Annotated in this window: 19 protein-coding genes; 5 read left to right on the top strand and 14 right to left on the bottom strand. The window is 70.6% G+C overall.

All coding sequences use genetic code 11. From position 1 onward, the window contains the following. Positions 1 to 107: 107 nt before the first annotated feature. The 3 genes from J7E22_RS04945 to J7E22_RS04935 form a co-directional block, all read right to left on the bottom strand. Positions 108 to 2,021 carry a putative T7SS-secreted protein gene (locus tag J7E22_RS04945; RefSeq protein WP_374193253.1) on the bottom strand — a complete coding sequence of 638 codons (1,914 nt, stop codon included), beginning with the start codon at positions 2,019 to 2,021 and terminating at the stop codon, positions 108 to 110. Between the two features lie 2 nt (positions 2,022 to 2,023). Further along, positions 2,024 to 2,353, bottom strand: a complete 330-nt coding sequence (locus tag J7E22_RS04940; RefSeq protein ID WP_214979519.1) for a DUF6507 family protein — start codon at positions 2,351 to 2,353, stop codon at positions 2,024 to 2,026. Positions 2,354 to 2,457: 104 nt separating this feature from the next. Further along, positions 2,458 to 2,754 (bottom strand): WXG100 family type VII secretion target, encoded by a 297-nt coding sequence (locus J7E22_RS04935; RefSeq protein WP_214979518.1) that lies wholly within the window; start codon positions 2,752 to 2,754, stop codon positions 2,458 to 2,460. A 108-nt stretch (positions 2,755 to 2,862) separates the two neighbouring features. Here J7E22_RS04935 and J7E22_RS04930 point away from each other — a divergent pair, with 108 nt between their 5' ends. Then, positions 2,863 to 7,278 carry an FtsK/SpoIIIE domain-containing protein gene (locus J7E22_RS04930; protein WP_214979516.1) on the top strand — a complete coding sequence of 1,472 codons (4,416 nt, stop codon included), beginning with the start codon at positions 2,863 to 2,865 and terminating at the stop codon, positions 7,276 to 7,278. Here the strand turns inward: J7E22_RS04930 and J7E22_RS04925 are convergent. From J7E22_RS04925 to J7E22_RS04880, 11 genes are all read right to left on the bottom strand, one after another. Then, positions 7,275 to 7,820: an RNA 2'-phosphotransferase gene (locus J7E22_RS04925; protein WP_214979515.1), complete on the bottom strand. Its 546-nt coding sequence runs from the start codon at positions 7,818 to 7,820 to the stop codon at positions 7,275 to 7,277. The genes J7E22_RS04930 and J7E22_RS04925 overlap by 4 nt on opposite strands. Positions 7,821 to 7,823: 3 nt before the next feature. Continuing rightward, positions 7,824 to 8,243 carry a hypothetical protein gene (locus J7E22_RS04920; protein WP_214979514.1) on the bottom strand — a complete coding sequence of 140 codons (420 nt, stop codon included), beginning with the start codon at positions 8,241 to 8,243 and terminating at the stop codon, positions 7,824 to 7,826. A 30-nt stretch (positions 8,244 to 8,273) separates the two neighbouring features. Continuing rightward, complete coding sequence (locus J7E22_RS04915) at positions 8,274 to 8,867, bottom strand: FHA domain-containing protein (protein WP_214979513.1); 594 nt, start codon at positions 8,865 to 8,867, stop codon at positions 8,274 to 8,276. Then, complete coding sequence (locus J7E22_RS04910) at positions 8,864 to 9,475, bottom strand: hypothetical protein (protein WP_214979512.1); 612 nt, start codon at positions 9,473 to 9,475, stop codon at positions 8,864 to 8,866. Before J7E22_RS04910 ends, J7E22_RS04915 begins: the two co-directional genes overlap by 4 nt. A 5-nt stretch (positions 9,476 to 9,480) precedes the next feature. Further along, entirely contained in the window at positions 9,481 to 10,272 is a 792-nt protein-coding gene (locus tag J7E22_RS04905) for an oxygenase MpaB family protein (RefSeq protein ID WP_214979511.1), read from the bottom strand. An 89-nt stretch (positions 10,273 to 10,361) separates the two neighbouring features. Further along, on the bottom strand, positions 10,362 to 10,649 hold the full coding sequence (locus J7E22_RS04900; protein ID WP_214979510.1) for a hypothetical protein: 288 nt from the start codon (positions 10,647 to 10,649) through the stop codon (positions 10,362 to 10,364). Between the two features lie 220 nt (positions 10,650 to 10,869). Further along, positions 10,870 to 12,501: a RecQ family ATP-dependent DNA helicase gene (locus J7E22_RS04895; protein ID WP_214979509.1), complete on the bottom strand. Its 1,632-nt coding sequence runs from the start codon at positions 12,499 to 12,501 to the stop codon at positions 10,870 to 10,872. Between the two features lie 110 nt (positions 12,502 to 12,611). After that, a complete protein-coding gene (locus J7E22_RS04890) occupies positions 12,612 to 13,766 on the bottom strand; it encodes a hypothetical protein (protein ID WP_214979507.1) in 1,155 nt (384 codons plus the stop codon). Between the two features lie 3 nt (positions 13,767 to 13,769). Further along, complete coding sequence (locus tag J7E22_RS04885; protein WP_214979505.1) at positions 13,770 to 14,711, bottom strand: YcaO-like family protein; 942 nt, start codon at positions 14,709 to 14,711, stop codon at positions 13,770 to 13,772. 601 nt (positions 14,712 to 15,312) lie between these two features. After that, the gene (locus tag J7E22_RS17855; protein ID WP_285439840.1) at positions 15,313 to 15,441 is read right to left on the bottom strand and encodes a hypothetical protein; all 129 of its coding nucleotides are present in this window, start codon (positions 15,439 to 15,441) and stop codon (positions 15,313 to 15,315) included. A gap of 101 nt (positions 15,442 to 15,542) precedes the next feature. Next, positions 15,543 to 16,010, bottom strand: a complete 468-nt coding sequence (locus J7E22_RS04880) for a DUF2087 domain-containing protein (protein WP_214979503.1) — start codon at positions 16,008 to 16,010, stop codon at positions 15,543 to 15,545. A gap of 312 nt (positions 16,011 to 16,322) precedes the next feature. On the opposite strand from J7E22_RS04880, the gene sucC reads away from it, so the two are divergent. From sucC to J7E22_RS04860, 4 genes are all read left to right on the top strand, one after another. Further along, complete coding sequence (gene sucC, locus J7E22_RS04875) at positions 16,323 to 17,492, top strand: ADP-forming succinate--CoA ligase subunit beta (RefSeq protein ID WP_214979501.1); 1,170 nt, start codon at positions 16,323 to 16,325, stop codon at positions 17,490 to 17,492. A gap of 14 nt (positions 17,493 to 17,506) precedes the next feature. Then, positions 17,507 to 18,397: a succinate--CoA ligase subunit alpha gene (gene sucD / locus J7E22_RS04870; RefSeq protein ID WP_214979498.1), complete on the top strand. Its 891-nt coding sequence runs from the start codon at positions 17,507 to 17,509 to the stop codon at positions 18,395 to 18,397. A 128-nt stretch (positions 18,398 to 18,525) separates the two neighbouring features. Beyond that, on the top strand, positions 18,526 to 18,852 hold the full coding sequence (locus tag J7E22_RS04865; RefSeq protein WP_214979496.1) for a helix-turn-helix transcriptional regulator: 327 nt from the start codon (positions 18,526 to 18,528) through the stop codon (positions 18,850 to 18,852). Next, positions 18,849 to 19,364 carry an SRPBCC domain-containing protein gene (locus tag J7E22_RS04860; RefSeq protein WP_214979494.1) on the top strand — a complete coding sequence of 172 codons (516 nt, stop codon included), beginning with the start codon at positions 18,849 to 18,851 and terminating at the stop codon, positions 19,362 to 19,364. The genes J7E22_RS04865 and J7E22_RS04860 overlap by 4 nt, the downstream gene beginning before the upstream one ends. Positions 19,365 to 19,417 lie beyond the last annotated feature (53 nt).

The following is a 19,417-nucleotide window of genomic DNA, read 5'->3' as shown; positions in this document are numbered from 1 at the left end:
CGCGGGTAAGACGGTCCATCGTCCGTCGGCACCTCGGCCCGGGAGGGCCGTCCACGAGGGCGATCGCGGGAGCAACTCCTGACCGGCCCGCGTCAGGCCGGTCCGGGTCAACGGAACTGCTCGTGCACGGAGGTTATCGCCTCAGAGACGTCCCAAGGGGCGGTAGCGGCGCCGGCACCGACCGCGACGCCACGGGTGCCGAGGTCGTGCAGTGCGTTGGTGTACTGGTGGGTCGTCATCACTCCTGCCTCGGGCCGCAACGTCATCATGTCCATGTACACCTTGTTGCCGCCCTTGGGGACCGCGTTGCCCCATCCATCGTTCGGGAGGACGGTGCCGGCCGAGTCAACCGGGCTGAGCGTGCCGTCGTTGACGAGCTGAGCGGTGGTCCGATCCGTGAAGAGCTGGTGCTGGCCGCCCGGTCCGAACTGCGTGTTCGCCTGTGCGACGCCTTCCGCGTGGGGCAACGGTTCGTTGACAAGATAACGGTCGCCGGTGAACCGGTAGTCCGGGTGGACGGACGTCGCGATGTCGACGCCGTCCTGACCCGCAGGAGACTGCACGCCGACCTGGACCGATTCGCTGTAGTGCGCCGCGCTGTCACCGGCGTGGATCGTGCCGTCCGGGACGTAGAAGTTGCCGTGCCCAGGACCACTGATCTGGACGTGCTGGCCCACGAGCGCGTGCTGGTCGCCGTCGGCCCAACGGTCGACGCCCAGGTAGCCACTGGAGAGGCCGCCCTTGCCGCCCTGCCAGTGGCGAGCGAGCTCAGCGAGTGAACTCCCGCCGTTGTCCCAGTAGAGCTTGGTCCCGGAACGAGCGGCACCGGGCACCGCGAGAACCGATGCGATGAAACCGTTGCCCGGACGCTCGATGCTCCGGACCGCGGCCGAGCCGCCGTGGACGATGAACGCGCGGAGCGATTCGAGCGAGCGCTGCGTCGCTCCGTGGCGGAAATTGTTCACGAGGTGGATCCCCGGCGCGAAGAGCTGCTTGCTCTCCGAGGCGACGTGACGACCAGCCGAGCTGAGCTTCCCGACGAGCGACGCACCCTTTGCGAACTCCTCGCCGATCTTCGCAGCGGTGGTGATGCCCTTCATCCCCGGGATGCAGTCGAGCAGCGCGAACCCCAGGTCCCAGCCGTCAGCGGTGCCCTTGGACATCTTGTAGAGGGTGTCCGCGAGCACGAGCAGGGCTGCGCCGAGCACGACCCACGCCAACGGACCACCGATGATCATGACGATGATGCCGCCGATGGCGACGACGACCTTCGCGACGGACACGATCGTCTGCCAGGTCTCGGAGCCGAAGACCTTGTCCCAGAACGACTGCTTTCCGAGTCCGGCGTCGGCGGCGTCGCCGATTGCCTTCGCGGTGCGCCGTTCGCCGTCTTCCCAGTCGCCCTTCGCGTCCGCGACGAGCCGTTTCGCGGCGTCGATGCGGGATTGAGCGGCGCTGATGTCGCCCTGCGCGGAGGACACGGAGCCTGCTGCGACGGAGGCGTTGTCGGACGCTGCTCGGAGTTGTGCGGGGGTGGGGACGTCGACGCCGGGCGGGACGGTGGACCCGGCGGGGTACTGGTCTGCGACGGTCGACAGCTTGGACGCGGCGGACTGGTAGTGGGTGAGCGTCGATTGGGCGTCGGACAGGCGGGATTGCGCGGTGGCGAGGTCGCCGGAGGCGTCTTTGGCGTCGGCGAGGGCGCCGTCGGCGCGGTACTGGGTGTCGTCGACGGTGTCGGCCCAGCCGGAGAGCGCGGTCGCTGCGCGGGCGTAGGAGTCGACGAGTTTGCCGAGGTCGGTGGGGGTGTCCTTGATCGCGTCAACGAACACGTCGGCGGCGTCGCCCTGCCAGTCCGTGAGCCAGCCGGAGCCCTGCACAGAGCGGAGTCTGGTGGAGGCGTCGTCGGCGGCGTCGGAGATCCGTTGGTACTCGCGGGACATCATCCGGATCGTTGCCGGGTCACCCTTGACCGGGTCGTCTCCCTGATCGACGACATCCCACCCCGACGGCCGCCCCATGGCTACTGCGCCCTCCCGGCAGCGGGTCCGCCGCCACCGTTCTCGTCGTTGACCTGGAGTGCGTGCGCGAGCTGCTCGTCGGTCTTCGTGTAGGTCTCGATCGAGGAACTCAGCATGTCCGCGAGCGCCTTCGTCGAGTCACTGATCTTGTCGCGCTTGTCGCCCCAGCGGTGGTCGAAGTCGTGCAGGGCGCTCTGCACGGTGCCGGAGCCGATGGCGTCGTCGGACGCATCGACGCGCTTGTGCGCCTTCTCGAGCGTGCTGTGCACCGTCGAAAGGTCGTTCTGGAGCTCCCCGAGCCCCATCAGGTCAACGAGCAGTCTGTCTGCCACGGAGCAATCCCTCCCCGATCACGAACCGACGGTCGGTCGCCCGACCAGAACCGCGTCGACCCCGTGGCCCACCGGACGGCGGGACACGGGGTCGTGGGCGGGTGTCAGCCCTTGAGGCCGGAGGCCAGCGACTCGTCCGTCTCGGACAGCGTTTGCGACGCCTTCGACAGGAAGCTCGAGAGGCCGTCGAGCCCCTGCACGGTCTGCGTCACGCCGCGGTTGAACTCGTCGTAGGACTCGCCGAACGCGACCGACGACTTGTCGGTGACGTAGCCGTCCGAGATGAGCTGCTGGATCTTGCGCTGCAGCGCGGACAGGCGGTCTTCGATGTCCGCCTGGCCCGCGCGGAGGTCGGAGGCCGCTGCCTCGAGGTCTGCGTACGAGACGTTGATGTTCGCCACGGTGTGACTCCCTTTCCCCGGAGTGTGTTTGGTTCCCCCCAACGGGGCGTGTTGCACGGGACACTACCATCGGCATGCGCAGTGACGTCAACACGTTCGGGGGATCCAATGGCCTTCACCTTCACGATGGTCGACCGTGAGAGCGGCCAGACCGCGAACGTCCACGTCGACGCGGACGACGCCCGTCCGGTCGGCGAGGTCGTGGCCGAGGCCGAGCGGCTCATCGCCACCGATGTCGTGGCCTCCGACCGGACCCCCGTCTACTTCGTCGGCGAGCGACCGTTGGACCTTCGTGCTCCGATCGCCGAGTCCGGCGTGCGCGATGGCGTGGTGGTCAGCCGGAGCACCGAACAGGTCCCGCCGGCTCCGCTCCGCCCACTGACCACGGCGGAGATCCGGATCGTCTCGGGTCTGCACGCCGGGACGATCGTGCGCGTCGAGGCCGGAACGGTGACGATCGGCACCGCACCGAACGCCCACGTGCGGGTCCCCGTGAGCACGACGGACCAGGTCGAGGCGGACGTCACGGGGCAGGAGACCGTGCCCGAGGTCGCGCTTCTGGTCACGGTGACGGCGGACGGGGCGACCGTGCGGCCCGCGAACGGGTACGCCGGGGCGTTGCTCGACGGCGCCGCGGTCACCGAGCAGGTCGACTGGCCGGAGACCGCTCAGCTCGCGATCGGGGGTGTGCTGCTCGGTTTCGGGCGTGCGGCCGACCGCGGTGCCCACCTGTCGCTCGCCGATGACGGGATGTCGCTCGAGTACAACCGTCCGCCCCGGATCCTGCCCCCGGACGAACACACGCGGTACCAGCTCCCCGCCCCACCGGCCGAACCGCCGGCACGCGCCCTCCCGATCCTGATGGCCCTCGCACCGATGGGCATGGCCGTCATGTTCGTGTCGACCACCGGGCGCTGGATCTACCTGCTCATCGCCCTGCTGTCGCCGATCCTCATGATCGTCACGGGGCTCCAGGGGCGCCGCCAGGGCAAGAAGACGTACCGACAGCGCGTCGCCGAGTACGAGGACACCAGAGCGAGGATCGAGGCGGACGCGACCGAGAGCCTCCAGTCCGAACGTGCGCGCTGGATCGCGAGCGCCCCCGATCCGGCCGTCGTCTACGAGACGGCGGTCACGCCGCTGCCACGCCTGTGGGAGCGGCGCCGGACGGACCCGGACCACCTGTTGGTCCGCGTCGGGACCGCCACCCAGCGCTCCGAGGTGACCATCGAGGACCCGGAGCAGCTCTCCCACAAGCGCACCGTCGCGTGGGACGCCACCGACGTGCCCGTCCGGATCCGACTCGCCGAGCGCGGCGTGATCGGCATCGCCGGCCCGGACGACGACGCCCGACGGTTGGCGAACTGGGTCGTCGCGCAGCTGGCGACCCTGCAGAGTCCGAAGGACGTCCGCTTCACCCTCCTGACCGACACCACCCGCACGGCGCTCTGGGAGTGGATGTCGTGGTTGCCCCACATCCGTCGCGATGGCGTTGACCAGCCGATGACCAGCATCGCCTCGAGCGCGACGTCCACCGCGCGGGCGATCGCGGAGCTCGCCGCGATCATCGACGCGCGGAAAGAGGCTGGGATCGGACCGAAGACCCCGCCAGCCGACGAGATCGTCGTGGTGATGGACGGCGCCAGGCGCCTCCGCGCGATGCCGTCACTCGTGCAGGTGCTCAAGGAGGGGCCGGCGGTCGGTGTCTTCAGCATCTGCTTGGACCTCGACGAGCGGCTCCTGCCGGAGGAGTGCGACGCCGTCGTCGTCGTGCGCGACGACCGGGTGCGCGTGACGCAGCAGCGCTCGGAACGGATCGACGACGCGCGCCCGGACCTCGTCGACCAGGACTGGCTGGAGTGGGTGGCACGGTCCCTCGCGCCGGTCGTCGACGCGAGTCCCGACGTGCAGGACGGCGCGATCCCGTCGTCGTCACGTCTGCTCGACGTACTCGGCCTGGAGCCGCCGACGTCGGAGGCCGTCCAGGCGCGCTGGCTGCTCGGCGGTCGGAGCACGACGGCCGTGGTCGGCGAGTCCATCGACGGCGCCTTCGCGATCGACCTGCGGAACGACGGCCCGCACGGGCTGGTGGCGGGGACCACGGGGTCCGGCAAGTCGGAGCTGCTGCAGACGATCGTCGCGTCGCTCGCGGTCGCGAACCGACCGGACGAGATGAACTTCGTCCTGGTGGACTACAAGGGTGGTGCGGCCTTCAAGGACTGCGTCGACCTGCCGCACACGGTCGGCATGGTGACCGACCTCGACACGCACCAGGTCGAGCGAGCACTCGAGTCGCTCGGGGCGGAACTGCGCACACGAGAGCACGCGCTGGCCGAGGTCGGCGCGAAGGACCTCGAGGACTACCAGGACCTGCAGGCGAAGCGTGCCGGAGCAGGTGCTCCGATCCCGAGCCTGCCGAGGCTGCTCATCGTCATCGACGAGTTCGCGTCGCTCGCCCGGGAACTCCCCGACTTCGTCAAGGGGCTCGTGAACATCGCGCAGCGTGGGCGATCCCTCGGGATCCACCTCATCCTCGCGACGCAGCGACCGGGCGGCGTCGTGTCGCCGGAGATCCGGGCGAACACCAACCTGCGCATCGCGCTCCGCGTGACGGACCAGTCGGAGAGCCAGGACGTCATCGGCGCGAACGACGCCGCGCGCATCGCGAAGACCACCCCGGGACGTGCGTACGTGCGGCTCGGCGCAGCCTCGCTGCTCCCGTTCCAATCGGGTCGGGTCGGCGGACGCCGACCAGGAGCGGACGGCCTGGAGGCGCGGCCCACCCTGGTCCGCGAGCTCACGTTCTCGTCGTTCAGCGAACCGGCACCGCGTGCAGCCTCCGCCGAACCTGCGGCCAGTGACGTCGAGGTCACCGACCTGAGCGTGCTCGTCGCGTCGATCGGTGCCGCGACCCGCGCGCTCGGGACGCCCGATCAGCGGAAGCCGTGGTTGCCGCCGCTCGGCACGGTCGTCGGACTCGCTGACGTCGACGCCACGGGCACCGCGGACCTGCCGCCGCTCGCGGTCGCCTGGGGCATCGAGGACCACCCCGCCGACCAGCGGCAGCGACCGGCCGTGTTCGACCTCGACGACGACGGTCACCTGTTCGTCATCGGGTCGCCGCGATCGGGTCGCAGCCAGACGCTCCGGACGCTCGCCGGCGCACTCGCGCTGCGGCTCGGCGTCGGCGACGTGCACCTGTACGGGATCGACTGCGGCAACGGCGCACTGCTGGCACTGGCCGCGCTGCCGCACTGCGGTGCCGTCGTCCAGCGGCACGAGCCCGACCGGGTCTCGCGGCTCCTCGGCATCCTGCTCCGCACCGTGCAGGAGCGGCAGGCGGCCTTCGCCGCTGGCGGGTACTCGTCGATCGCCGAGCAGCGGAGCGACGAGCACACCACCCCGCTGCCGCACGTCGTCGTGTTCCTCGACCAGTGGGAGAGCTTCATGGCGACACTCGCCGACGCCGAGAACGGCGCACTGCACGACGCCGTGCAGACGCTCCTCCGCGAGGGGGTGGGTGTCGGTGTGCACCTCGTCGTGTCGGGCGACCGCACCCTGACGTCCGGTCGGATGTCGAGTCAGGTCGAGCGGAAGCTCCTGCTCGCGCTGGCCGACCGCGGGGACTACAGCTACGAGGGCATCAACGGCAAGAAACTCCCCGAGGAGATCCCGCCGGGGCGGGGCTTCCGGAACGGCACGGCGACCGAGACCCACGTGGCGGTCCTGCCGGGCGGTCTCGGCGGGCGGGACCAGGCTGCGGCGCTGCGTGGGATCGGCGACGAGGTGCGGGCTCATGTCCGCGCCGACGTCCCGAAGCCCTTCCGCATCGACGTCCTGCCCCGGCAGATCAGCTTCTCCGACGCGCTCCGCTACCTGCCCGCGAGCGACGGGTCCGTGGGCCGGGTGTCGCTCGGTGTCGGCGGGGACGAGCTCACCCTGCACACGCACGACTTCGTGCAGGACACCCCGGTGTTCATCGTCGGCGGGAGCGCCCGGTCCGGCAAGAGCACAGCGCTCACCGCGATGGCCCGGCACGTGCTCTCCGCCGGGGGTTCCGTCGTCGCGGTCGCGCCGCGCGAGTCCCCGCTCCGCGACCTCGTGTCCCACGATCGCGCGACCGTGTTCACCGACCCGGCGATCGGGGCGGAGGCGCTCGCCGCGGCGGTGGACGCCGGTGCGGGCGGGTTCACCCTCGTGCTCGTGGACGACGCGGAGGCGCTCAAGGAGAGCCCGGCAGAGCCGGTGTTCCGGACGATCATGGAGTCCGACCGGGGCAGGTCGACCGGTCTCGTGCTCGGCGGTGACGTGGAGGGTGTCGCGAGCGGCTTCCGCGGCTGGCAGGTGGACGCCAAGAGGGCACGACGCGGCATGTTGCTCGCGCCGCTCAGCACGATCGACGGGGACCTGATCGGCACGAAGCTCTCGAAGAGCCTGATCACGCAGGACCGTGTGGCTGGCCGCGCGCTCCTGCACGACGCCGACCAGACGCTCCGGCTCGTGCAGGTGCCGGCGGGCGACTAGTGCGGCACGGCCCCGATGTACGCCGCCGGGACCGTGAGCGCCAGGGTGACCCGGTCGTGGCCCTCCACGAACTCGATCCCCGCTGCCGAGGCGCTGGCCGCGTCCACCCGCAACAGCACCGGGTGTGCCGACTTCCGGCGCCCCGCCTGCAGCGCGAGGTCGCGATCCGTCGTCAGGTGCGCGTACTGCCGCCCCATCGGCAGGAGGCCGTCCCGGAGGATCGCGGCCGCGGCCTCCGGGGAGGTGGCGTGCCAGAGCACCGGCTGCGGCGTGATCGCCCGCTTCACGATGCGCTCTTCGGTGGAGTGCCCGTACTGCGCGCGGATCCGGTCCCCCTCGAGCGCGAAGCGCTGCTTGTCGGACTGGACGACCACCCGTCGGACGTCATCGGGGTCGACCTCGACCCCTGCGCCCCGCAAGCCGTCGACCAGCGTGTTGAGCGGGACGCTGCCGTCCGCGCCGAGCGTGAGTCCGTAGGAGTCCGGGGCGTGCCGGAGGGCGTGCGACATCGCCTTGCTGATCTCGGTGTCCCGACGAGCCACCCGTCAGTCCTCTGCTTCCTGCTCGGAGAGCCATTCGGCGTGCTGCGCCTCCATCTCCTCCCACCAGACGTCGAATGACGCCCACTGGCCGCGGTACTCCCAACCGGGGGTGGTGAAGGTGTGGATGATGAGCACCGGGGGATCACCGGAGTGGTCGGTGCCCTCGAAGCAGAACACGTCGTCCGTGTCCTGGTGCTTGGCGAACGGCACGAGCGACCGTTCGGGGAACTGCGCCGCGACGATGTCGGCCCAGTTGCGCCCCTGCTCGTGGTGCTCGGACGTCCACATGAACGGATCGATCAGGGGCAGCGGCTGTTGCGCGAGCACCCGCTGGAACCGCTCGGGGTACACGAACCCCTCGGGCCGGACCTGCAGCGCCTCGAGCTGTCGTTCTTCGACCGTCGTCAGTCGGAGTTCCCGCATCGCTGATCCTCCCGGTCGCTTCGGCTGCGGTCAGTTGGTGGACTCGGCGACGAGGCCGGTGGCCGGCTCGGCCCGGAGCGTGTGGCCGCCGAACACGACGGTGTCGCCCGGCTGCACCACGGTGCGCTGGGTCGGGGCGAGCATCGTCGCCGGGAACCCGGGCCGGTGCAGTTCGACCCCGTTCGCGGACGCCGCGTCGAGCACCCAGAAGGACCCCTCCGCACCGAACCCGAACTCCAGGTGCGTGCGGCTGAGCAGTCGGTCCGGGTCCTCGAGCGCGATGACGTGCGCGTACCCGACGTCAGGGTGAGTGCTCGCCGGGTCGCGGCCGATCAGCCCCGGACCGGTCACGGTGACGCGGCGCTGGTCGTCGAGGAGCAGGACGGCCGCCGCGGTCTGGCGAGCCGGCGGGGCGTGCCCCGTGACCGTGCCGCCCAGGGGGCGGCCGGGCAGCTGGGCGACGGTCGCGCGGACACGGTCCGAGGACGCCCGGGGCGCGGGCGGCGGCGTCACGACGGAGCGAGCGAGTTCACCACGCCGGGCCATGTGGGCGAGGTCCTCGGCGGTGACCCGTTCGACCACGGGCTCGGCAACCCGGCGCCGGCGGAAGGGCCAGAGCCTCACGCGTCGGCTCCGCTGCCGACCGAGGCGGAGTCGATGAGCTCGAACGTGTCCGTCACCGTCTCGAAGAGCTCGAGCAGCGGTTCGGCGAGGTCCGTCGCGGGTGAGGACACGCTGACCAGGGCGACCTGCTCGCCTGCCGGGAAGAACGTCTGCATGAGGACGACGTCGAACGAACCGCGGCCGTCCGGGGCCTGCACCGTCGAGACGCCCCACGTGCGCGGCACCCGACCGGCTCGGGGGACGTCGTGCACGTCGACGTGCATGCCGTCATCGGCCGCACCGAGCGACGCGACGTGGTCGGTCAGGGTCCCGAGCGGGTCCTCCGACGCCTCGGGTGCGGGCAGCACGGTGATCGTCAGCGCCCCGGAGACGATGCCGTCCTCGCTCGGCTCCGCGAAGGCGGCGCAGTACCGCGCGCCGCTGTCCCATGCAGACCGGGCGAACCGGCGGAGGACCCGCACGATCTCGGTGCGGTGGTCCCAGAGCTCGCGGTGCTCGGCGATCCGGTCCTGCACGAGTGCGCTGATCAGGTCGTCGCGCCGGTCGGGGTCGACCGGCAGTTCGAACCAGGAACCCGGCACCGTGATGGCGAAGTGATCGGACGGCATGCCCGTCACCGTACCGCGGGGCGGTCGAGCGCCGCCCGTCGCATCGCCCGCAGCAGCAGCGGACCGGGAAGCCGGAGCACCCACCCGGGCACGACGGAGCGCACCGCGCGGACACCCCGGACGGCCCGCCGGAAGCGCCGCTCCTCGCCGGCGCCCCAGGGGAACCCGTACTGCTCGCGGACGGCGGCCGGCAACATGCCGACGGTCACGATCCGGACGAGCGGCATCGCCGCCCGCACCCAGAGCGGCGCGAACCGCGGGTGCAGCAGGTCACGGACGACCCCGCGGGCGTCGTCGGTGACCTCGAGCCCGGCGAGTGACCGCTCCCAGAACGCGTCGAACGCCTCGACGGACCCCGGCCACTGCGCGGCAGGGACACGGAGCGCCGTCCCGATCGGCGCGTAGGCACGGAGGACGTCGGCGGCCCGCGCCTCGGAGACCGGCGAGCCGAACAGCTCGTGGGCCAGCCGCGCGGAGTCGTACAGCGTCGCGGCGACCCAGAGTTGACGGTCGAGGTCGTCAGCGCCTGCGACCGGGCGGTGGGCCCGGTGCACGAAGCCCGCTGCGGTCGCAGCGTCCTCATCGGTGCCGATCACCACGGCGTAGACGAACATCAGCGTGTGGGCCAGGCGCTGCTGCGGTCGGCGTGCGAAGTCGGAGTGCCGCCGGACCCCGGCGCCGACCACGGGGTCCGCGATCTGCAGCAGGATGGCTCGGCCGCCGGCGAGCACCGGGGTGCTGTCCGCCAGGAACCGTCGCAGGTCGCGGTCCGCGACCCGGCTCGCGGACCTGGCCACAGGAGGACGGGAGGCACGGCGCGGGTCGTGCGCCGTGCCTCCCGTCCGTCCCGTGGTCACGTGACCGGGCCGGTCGTCGGTTCCGCGACTCAGAGCGGGCCGGACCCGTCCTCGGTCGCGAGGTTGCGGCCGTCCTCGTCGGAGTCGTGCTCGAACATGTCCGGTGCGCCCTCACGGGATGCGCCGCCGGTGGGCCCATCGTCGGTGCCGTCGCCGAGCTGCGGTTCGACGGTCTCGCCCGCGACGGCGTCGTTCGTCACGGTCTCGAGGGCCTCTTCGCGGTCGTCGAACTCGACCGGTCCGACGTGCTCGGTGTCCACGTCGTCGTCGCGGAACTCGTCGCTGCCGTCGTTCGGGGTGATACCGGGGTCGCTCACGGCGTGCTCCTTCTGGTTGGGGGCTTCCTGCTTACCCCAGTCGGCTGCGGAGACGTCCGGTCGGCGCGGCGATCGGGTGACTTCGCGTCGTGTTCACCGGCACGTTACCTGCCCGTCACGGACGCCGTGCACACTCGCGGTGCTCGGGGGAGTGGAGCGCGGTCGCCGACGGGTGGTCGAGCGACCGCGCCTTCCCCCGCCCGAGCAACCGCGATCGTCGTCAGACGCGCTCGAGCAGCCCGCGCGACTCGACGTCGGCGAGGGCGAGCGTCCGGTAGCCGGCCGCCTCGAAGAACACCGTGATGCGGTCTTCCTCGGTGCTCATCACGATCCCGGAGCCCCACTCCGCGTGCTCCACGTGCGCGTCCGGCGGCCAGGTGGCGTCGTTCGCCCCGTCCACCCCGGAGGTCTCCTCGGCGTAGGCCGTGCCCGAGGCGCACGTGTCGCAGTTGCCGCACGGTTCCGGGATCTCGTCCCCGAAGTACGCGAGCAGGAACTGCCGACGGCACCCCGAGGTCTCGGCGAACTGGCGCATCATCGCGATCCGGGACTCCTCGACGCGTTCCCGTTCGGCGGCCCGTGCCGCTGCCGCTGCTGCCGCACCGTCCGGGGTGTCGACGGCGCCCGGCACGCGGGAGATGCCGTCGACGTCGTCCTGCAGGACGCCCGCCTCGATCAGGGCGTTCACGGCGCGCCCGGCGGTGCGCGGAGCGAGTCCGGACGCCTCGACGAGGGCCGCGCGCGGGATCGATCCGGTCGCGGGCACGGTACGGAACGCGGCGCGGATGGTCGCGGGGCGCGGCGATCCCGAGGCGAAGAAGCGGCGGAGACCGAGGTCCTCGGCGCGGTAGTGCAGGGTCGCGAGGGCGGGTTCCGCGTCCCGCCCGGCGCGGCCGACCTCCTGGTAGTAAGCGTCCAACGACTCGGGGATGTCCGCGTGCACGACGAACCGCACGTCGGGCTTGTCGATGCCCATGCCGAACGCGCTCGTCGCCACGACCACCTCGACGTCGCCGTCGAGGAACCCGGTGTGCACGGTCTCACGCTCACTGATCGGCATGCCCGCGTGGTACGGCTGCGCCAGTCGTCCCCGAGCAGCGAGGGCGTCGGCGTACTCGGTCGTCGCCGCGCGGGTGGAGACGTAGACGACGGCGGGGCCGTCGAGCGCCGCGACCTGCTCGACCACGGCGTCCCGCTTGTCGCGGTCCTCGGCGTGCCGCACGACCTCGAGCCGGATGCCGGGCCGGTCGAACCCCGTCGCGAGGAGGAACGGGTCGCGCATCCCGAGCCGGGTGACCACGTCGTCGCGGACCGGTGTCGAGCCCGTCGCGGTGAGCGCGAGGACCGGCGGTCGGCCGAGGCGCTCGATCACCTCGCCGAGCGCCAGGTAGTCCGGGCGGAAGTCGTGACCCCACGACGAGACGCAGTGCGCCTCGTCGACCGTGACGAGGGCGACGCCGGCGTCCCGGAGCCGGTCGATGACGTCGTCCTTCGCGAGCTGCTCCGGTGCGAGGAACACGTAGGTGACCTCGCCCGCAGCGACGGCGTCCCACGCCTCGGTGACGGCCCGCGCCTTCTTCGTCGCGTTCATCGCCACGGCACGGGGTGCGCCCTCGTGGTGCTCGAGGCCCACCACCTGGTCCTCCTGCAGCGCCACGAGCGGGGAGACGACGACCACGAGCCCGTCGAGCACGAGTCCGGCGACCTGGTAGATCGCGGACTTGCCGGAACCGGTGGGCATCACGGCGAGGGCGTCCCGGCCCTCCAGCACGGCGTCGATGACGGAGACCTGGTCGGGGCGGAGGGTCCAACCGAACACCTCGGTGGCGTGGGAGCGGAGTGCGTCGTCCATGAGACCGACGGTGCCGGGCTCCCCCTGGGGGGCCACACCGCGATGCGCGGGGCGGCCAACGGTCGGCGTGTCGCACCGTCGAGGCGGCGTGGCGGAGATCGATGCACCGTTCAGACGGACTCGAGTGGTTCCGCCGAGCGACGAGAGGCGAGGGTGATGACTCCGACGGAGGCGTACAACGCGATGCTCGGGATCATCGCTAAAAGCGGCCCGCCGGCGTCAGCGATGCGTCCCACGAGGAGCGCTGCGAGCGCGGTGACGAGTGAACCGAGCAGTGAGACCACTGAGCTCGCACCGGCGCGGCGACCATCGTCCACCACCGCATGGAGTTCGGAGCGGCAGTAGGCGCTGACGGCGATGCGGAGCAAGACGTGGATGCCGAAGAAGAGGACGATGAGTATCGCTGCGTTCACGGAGGCGAACGTGATGACCGCGGCGATGTTGCATGCGAGGCACAGCAGGACGAGTCGCCCGTCGACCTTCCGGTGCGTTACGAGCTGCCCTCCGAGTACTCCCGCGGCCTTCATGACTGCGAAGCCGAAGAAGATCGCAGTGATGCTGGTCGTGCCGAGACGGAGCTGCCAGAGCAGCAGCGGTCCAACGAGCGCCGCGTCTGCCGTCACTGACAGCCACGCCCGCGGGTGCCGGCTGATCGCGATGAGCGCAGCCAGGTACGACGACAACGGCTCGGTCGGGCGTTCCGCGAGCGTTCGGACCCGTGGGCGGCCGATGAAGAAGACGATCCCGGCCAGTCCTACCCACGCAGCCCCGGCGCCCCAGATGAGCATCGGGTCGTGCGCGAACGACATCAGGCCGAGCGCGCCGCCGATGAGAGACGTCCCGGCACCGAGCGCTGCTGAGAACCCGAGCGCGCGGCGCCGTTCGTGATCGGACACCGGCCCGAGCCGGTTGAGCATGTACGCGACCGACGTGCCACTCATGGCGGCAGCTCCGACACCAGCGAGCGCTTCACCGGCGAAGTCACCGACGGGACCGAACGCGAAGAAGAACAGGAGAATCCCGACGAACCGGATGCCGTTGCCGATCTGGATCGCCGCCCAGTGCGAGCGGCGATCGAAGATGACCGCCGACGGGAGTTCTGCCACCGCGAGCGAGATGTTGAAGGTTGCGGTGAGTGCGCCGATGACCGCTACTGAGTAGCCGAGGCCATGGAAGTAAAAGTTGTCGAAGGCGCTGAAGCAGCCAATGCCGATCCCGCTCAGTCCAAGGAAGAGCCAAATGCCTGTACCGGTGCGTTGGATCATCGTCTACATGAACAGGGATCGACGGTACGAGACAGGCCCGTGGAAGCCAGTGAAGGCCCGCCACGCATCGAATCTTCGTTGGTTCGGGAAGGAGAGGTCGTCAAGGGGAAGAACTTCTTCAGCGATGCACCTGACGACGGCGTGAGCCCGGTTGTCGGCCAGGACGGCGCGGCTCAGGTGCAGCCCGTTCCGTGCGGCATGGCGGACGAGTTCGTCGAGGATCGTGTCCGCCGGGGATCCTGACAGGTCCTTCCCCCAGAACTGATCGCGGTCCGTTGACGCCGCTGTCGCTCCGAAGAGGCCCGGGAAGGCGTTCTGTGCCTGCCCGGTCCACCACAAGGCGCGCATGTCCGTGTCGGAATCGCCGACGTCGAGGCCAGTCGCGAGGGAGCGCCACATCTGCACGGCCTCGATGAGGCTCTTCCGGAGTGCCTCATCGGGGGAGATCGAGACGCCCATGCCGCGAGAGCATGCCGGGTGTCCGTCGCCGCCGGCGACGAGCACACAATGCGCGACAGGCAGGGCAAGCGGATTGGGAAGCCACGTCAGGACAACCTGAACGCCGTAGGTCTCCTCCACGGAGGCGATGTCGGCCGACGTCGGCGCAGCGTGAGCCGGAGCCAGCGGAAGGCCGGTGCGCGCGGCGAACCAGAACGCGTCGCGTTCCACGATCTCGAGGATCGCTTGGAGGCTCGCCTCGGCGACGTTCCCTCCTGTTGCCGCGCCCGTCGTGCTGCTGGAGGTCGGAGCGACGACTGAAGCGGTGGTCGGCGGCAGGTACGGAGCCTTGACCAAGGAGTTCGGTACGGCGAGGACTCCTGGGCGGTCCAAGCGATCGAGGTCGCGGACCTCGATGCTGCTCCCGCCGGGCAACTCGATGGTCTCGCCCGTGAAGTCACGGGCACCGGCCCATGTGCATCGGGGCGCCGACTCGGCGGCGATCAACCGACTGACACCTCCTCGCGCTGCAAGGTGGAAGCGCTCGAAGCCGAAGAGACCGCGGTGAGCTGCCGCGAACCGAGACGGGTCCATCGCTCGCCGAACGCCGTTGCCGTCTGCCGCGGCCGTGAGAACAGGGGCGTCGGAATCGGCTTCGGGCGGCAAGAGAACGGCTGCGAGGTGTGTCAAGGAATGGTCGCACGCGTCGCAGTCCGGCCACGGAGCGAGCAAGGACCAGTTTTGTGACACGTCGGCGTTCGATGCAGCGAGTCCGACTCCGCGCCCTGCGCAGTCTTCGGTGAGTCGTCGGGCATCCCCGACGCTGAGATCCGTTGTCCGGGAGCTCGCCGAGCTGAACAGCAATTCGATCTTGCGACCCACGCATCGATCGCACACCGACTTTGCGTCTTCAGGCTGCGACCACACCACGAACAGCGACAGCTGATGCGGGTGTCGCATGGTCCGCGTTCGGATGCGCGTGTTGCCGCACGTCGTCGCCCGAAGCTGTGGGAGCTGGTTCTCGAGTTGTTGCAGGAGGGTCATGGATGGTCCCGAGGACAGGAAGGGGTCCGCGACACGTGGTCGCGGACCCCTCTTCCAGCGGTCCTCAGCGGCCGGAACCGCTGAGGACGGGCGCCTGGTCGGCGTCGGCGTCGACGACGTTCGGCCCGTAGCCGCCAGCCTGCCGCGTCGCCCCGACGGCGCGGTCCTGTGCCTGGAACAGCGTGGAGTTCATGTGGATCCCCTTTCAACGTGGTCCCCCGACAACCGGGCGACTCCCGTTGGAATGCTAGTCACTGAAATTCCGGTATGGCAAGCGGGGCGCCGCACCTGGGGTCACTCGGGCGCCGTGCGTCGCAGCGAGTACGTCCGGCCGTCCGGTGTCCGATCGAGGAGGCCTGCGTCGACGGCGTCGCGTCGCACCACGGAGAAGTCCTCCACGACCATCGCGAGCGCGGCGTTGAGTCGCTCCTCCGAGACTCGGGGTGGAGACCCCAGACGGCGGAGCACGAGGGCAACGATCTCGAGGGACAGGTTCCGGCGTGCGCTGTCGTCGCTGGGGAGCTGGGACACGCGGTCGAACCGGAGGATCGCTGTGTCGTCGAGCAGCGACTCGATCACGGCCATCGATTCGCGCAGTTGTGGGACGTCCACTCGTCCATCGGGATCAACCCAGTCGAATCGTTCGAGCCCGCCCCGGCCGCCGCTGCCGCTGCCGCTGCCGCCAAGCGCTTGACGCATCTTCGGGTTGATGACGGCGGCCAGGACTTGCCTGGCACGGCGGAGACCAGCGTGTGTGCTCAATCGTTCGCGCCTTTCGTGAGGTCTGTTGTTCGACGTCGCCGGGTTCGGCGGCCACCGTACCGAACGTGGAGACGAGGGTGCGGCGGCCGGAACGACACTCGAACGCCGCGCACGTGCGCGGCGAGGCGACGTGGCGGAGCCGGGTCGCGCCTCCCGGCCGGACCGATGCGTGCCACCCGCCGGAACCGGCGCCCATGTGACGGCGCTAGGCTGGCCCGCGGCCGTTGTCTCGACATCGAGCGACCCTCGATGTGGAGAGCGCGACCGGGAAACCGATGCCGATCGCACGAACCGTGCGGGAAGAAGAACAGCGTGGATCTTTTCGAGTACCAGGCCAGGGACCTCTTCGAGTCCTACGGCGTCCCCGTCCTCCAGGGCATCATCGCGGACACCCCGGAAGAAGCCCGGGCCGCCGCCGAGAAGATCGGCGGCGTCGTCGTCGTGAAGGCGCAGGTGAAGGTCGGCGGTCGCGGCAAGGCGGGCGGCGTGAAGGTCGCGAAGACCCCTGACGAAGCGTTCGAGCACGCGCAGGCGATCCTCGGCCTCGACATCAAGGGCCACACGGTCAAGCGCGTCATGATCGCCCAGGGCGCGGACATCGCCGAGGAGTTCTACTTCTCGGTGCTGCTCGACCGGGCGAACCGCAGCTACCTGTCGCTCGTCAGCGTCGAGGGCGGCATGGAGATCGAGCAGCTCGCGGTCGAGAAGCCCGAGGCGCTCGCCCGCGTCGAGGTCGACCCGGTGACCGGGATCGACCACGCGAAGGGCCTCGAGCTCGCGCAGCAGGCCGGCTTCCCCGAGGCGCTGCAGGAGCAGGTCGCGGACGTCTTCGCGAAGCTCTACGACGTCTACAAGGGCGAGGACGCCACCCTGGTCGAGGTGAACCCCCTCGTGCGCACGGGCGACGGGCAGATCCTCGCGCTCGACGGCAAGGTCTCGCTCGACGAGAACGCCGACTTCCGGCACCCGGGGCACGCGGACCTCGAGGACACCGCGAGCGAGGACCCGCTCGAGGCCAAGGCGAAGGCCCACGGCCTGAACTACGTCAAGCTCGACGGTGAGATCGGCGTCATCGGCAACGGTGCGGGGCTCGTCATGTCGACGCTCGACGTCGTCGCCTACGCCGGTGAGCGCCACGGCGGCGTGAAGCCCGCCAACTTCCTCGACATCGGCGGTGGCGCCTCGGCCGAGGTCATGGCCAACGGGCTCGACGTCATCCTCGGCGACCCGCAGGTGAAGAGCGTCTTCGTGAACGTCTTCGGCGGCATCACCGCCTGCGACGCCGTCGCGAACGGCATCGTCGCTGCCCTCGGGATCCTCGGTGACGCGGCCACGAAGCCGCTCGTCGTCCGTCTCGACGGCAACAAGGTGGACGAGGGCCGACGCATCCTGACCGAGGCGGCACACCCGCTCGTCACGATCGCCGAGACCATGGACGACGCGGCCGAGCAGGCCGCCGAACTCGCCGCGGCCGCGGCGTAAGGGGCACCAAGAACATGTCGATCTTCCTCAACAAGGACTCCAAGGTCATCGTCCAGGGCATCACCGGCGGCGAGGGCACCAAGCACACCGCCCTGATGCTCAAGGCGGGCACGCAGGTCGTCGGCGGGGTCAACGCCCGCAAGGCCGGCACCACCGTCACCCACGGCGACGTCGAACTCCCCGTCTTCGGCACGGTCCGCGAGGCCATCGACACCACCGGTGCCGACGTCTCGATCGTGTTCGTCCCGCCGGCGTTCGCGAAGGACGCCGTGATGGAGGCCATCGACGCCGAGATCCCGCTCGTCGTCGTCATCACCGAGGGCATCCCCGTGCAGGACGCCGCGGAGTTCTGGGCGCACGCCAAGGCACTCGGCGCCAAGACCCGCATCATCGGCCCGAACTGCCCCGGCATCATCACGCCGGGCGAGTCCCTCGTCGGCATCACGCCGGCGACGATCACGGGCAAGGGCCCGATCGGTCTGGTGTCGAAGTCCGGCACCCTGACCTACCAGATGATGTACGAGCTCCGTGACCTGGGCTTCTCGACCGCCATCGGCATCGGTGGCGACCCGGTCATCGGGACGACGCACATCGACGCGCTCGCCGCGTTCGAGGCCGACCCCGAGACCGAGGCGATCGTGATGATCGGTGAGATCGGTGGCGACGCCGAGGAGCGTGCGGCCGAGTACATCAAGGCGCACGTCACGAAGCCGGTCGTCGGGTACGTCGCGGGCTTCACGGCTCCCGAGGGCAAGACGATGGGCCACGCGGGCGCGATCGTGTCCGGGTCCGCCGGCACCGCCGAGGCCAAGAAGCAGGCGCTCGAAGCGGCCGGCGTCAAGGTCGGCAAGACGCCGTCCGAGACGGCGGCGCTGCTGCGCGAGGTGGTCGCGGCCGCGAAGTAGCGGCACACGTCGCCGGGTGACCGGCAGGCGGACGGGAGGTACGGTGCCAGCTGGCACCGTGCCTCCCGTCGTTCCCGCCGTCCTTTCGTACCCTTGTGGTTACGTACCCATCGTGGTACACACGACGCATGGACGCGATCTGGGGAGCGCTGGCCGACGGACACCGCCGGACGATGCTCGCCGCCTTGCGCGAGGGGCCGCGGACGGTGAACGAGCTCGCCGAGCTCGTGCCGATCGCGCGACCGGGTGTGTCCCGGCACCTCCGGGTGCTGCGTGAGGCCGGACTCGTGGAGTCCGAGCAGGACGCGCAGCGCCGGGTGTACCGGCTCCGGAACGAGCCCCTGACCGAGATCGACGAGTGGCTGCGGCCGTACCGGGACCAGTGGGACCAGCGCCTGGACGCGCTCGCCACCGAGGTCGCTCGGGGCCGCCGGGAACGGAAGGTACGACGATGACGACGGAGACGACCGGCACGGTCCGGATCGAAGCGGACGGCAGCGGGACGGTGCACATGGACCGCGTGTACCCGACCGGGATCGACGACCTCTGGGACGCGGTCACCACGCCCGAGCGGTTGGCCCGGTGGCTCGTGGTGCAGCTCGACGGTGTGCCCGCCGTGGGCAAGACCGTCCGTGCGGCGTTCACCAGCAGCTGGGACGGGTCCGTCCGCATCGACGAGTGCGATCGGCCCGCGCACCTGCGGGTGACGATGCTCGACGATCAGGACACCACGGTCACCGAGGCCTGGTTGACGGCCGTCGATGCCGACCACACCCGCCTGGTGCTCGAGGAACGGGGCTTCCGCGCGGACGAGGTCGCAGACCACGGGGCGGGGTGGCAGGTGCACGTGGAGGACCTCGCGACGGTGCTCGACGGCGGGGAGCCCGAGCCGTGGGAGCCGCGGTGGCGGGCGCTCCGCCCCGGGTACCTGGCTGCGGTACCCGGCGGGACCAGCACCGCGGTCTGACCGGCCCGGGCCGGGGAACTCTCCACAGGAGCCGCGCGGCTGGCCCGCGATGG

Source organism: Curtobacterium sp. ISL-83, from assembly GCF_018613895.1.
GTDB lineage: Bacteria > Actinomycetota > Actinomycetes > Actinomycetales > Microbacteriaceae > Curtobacterium.
This window is presented reverse-complemented; position numbering and strand designations above follow the sequence as displayed.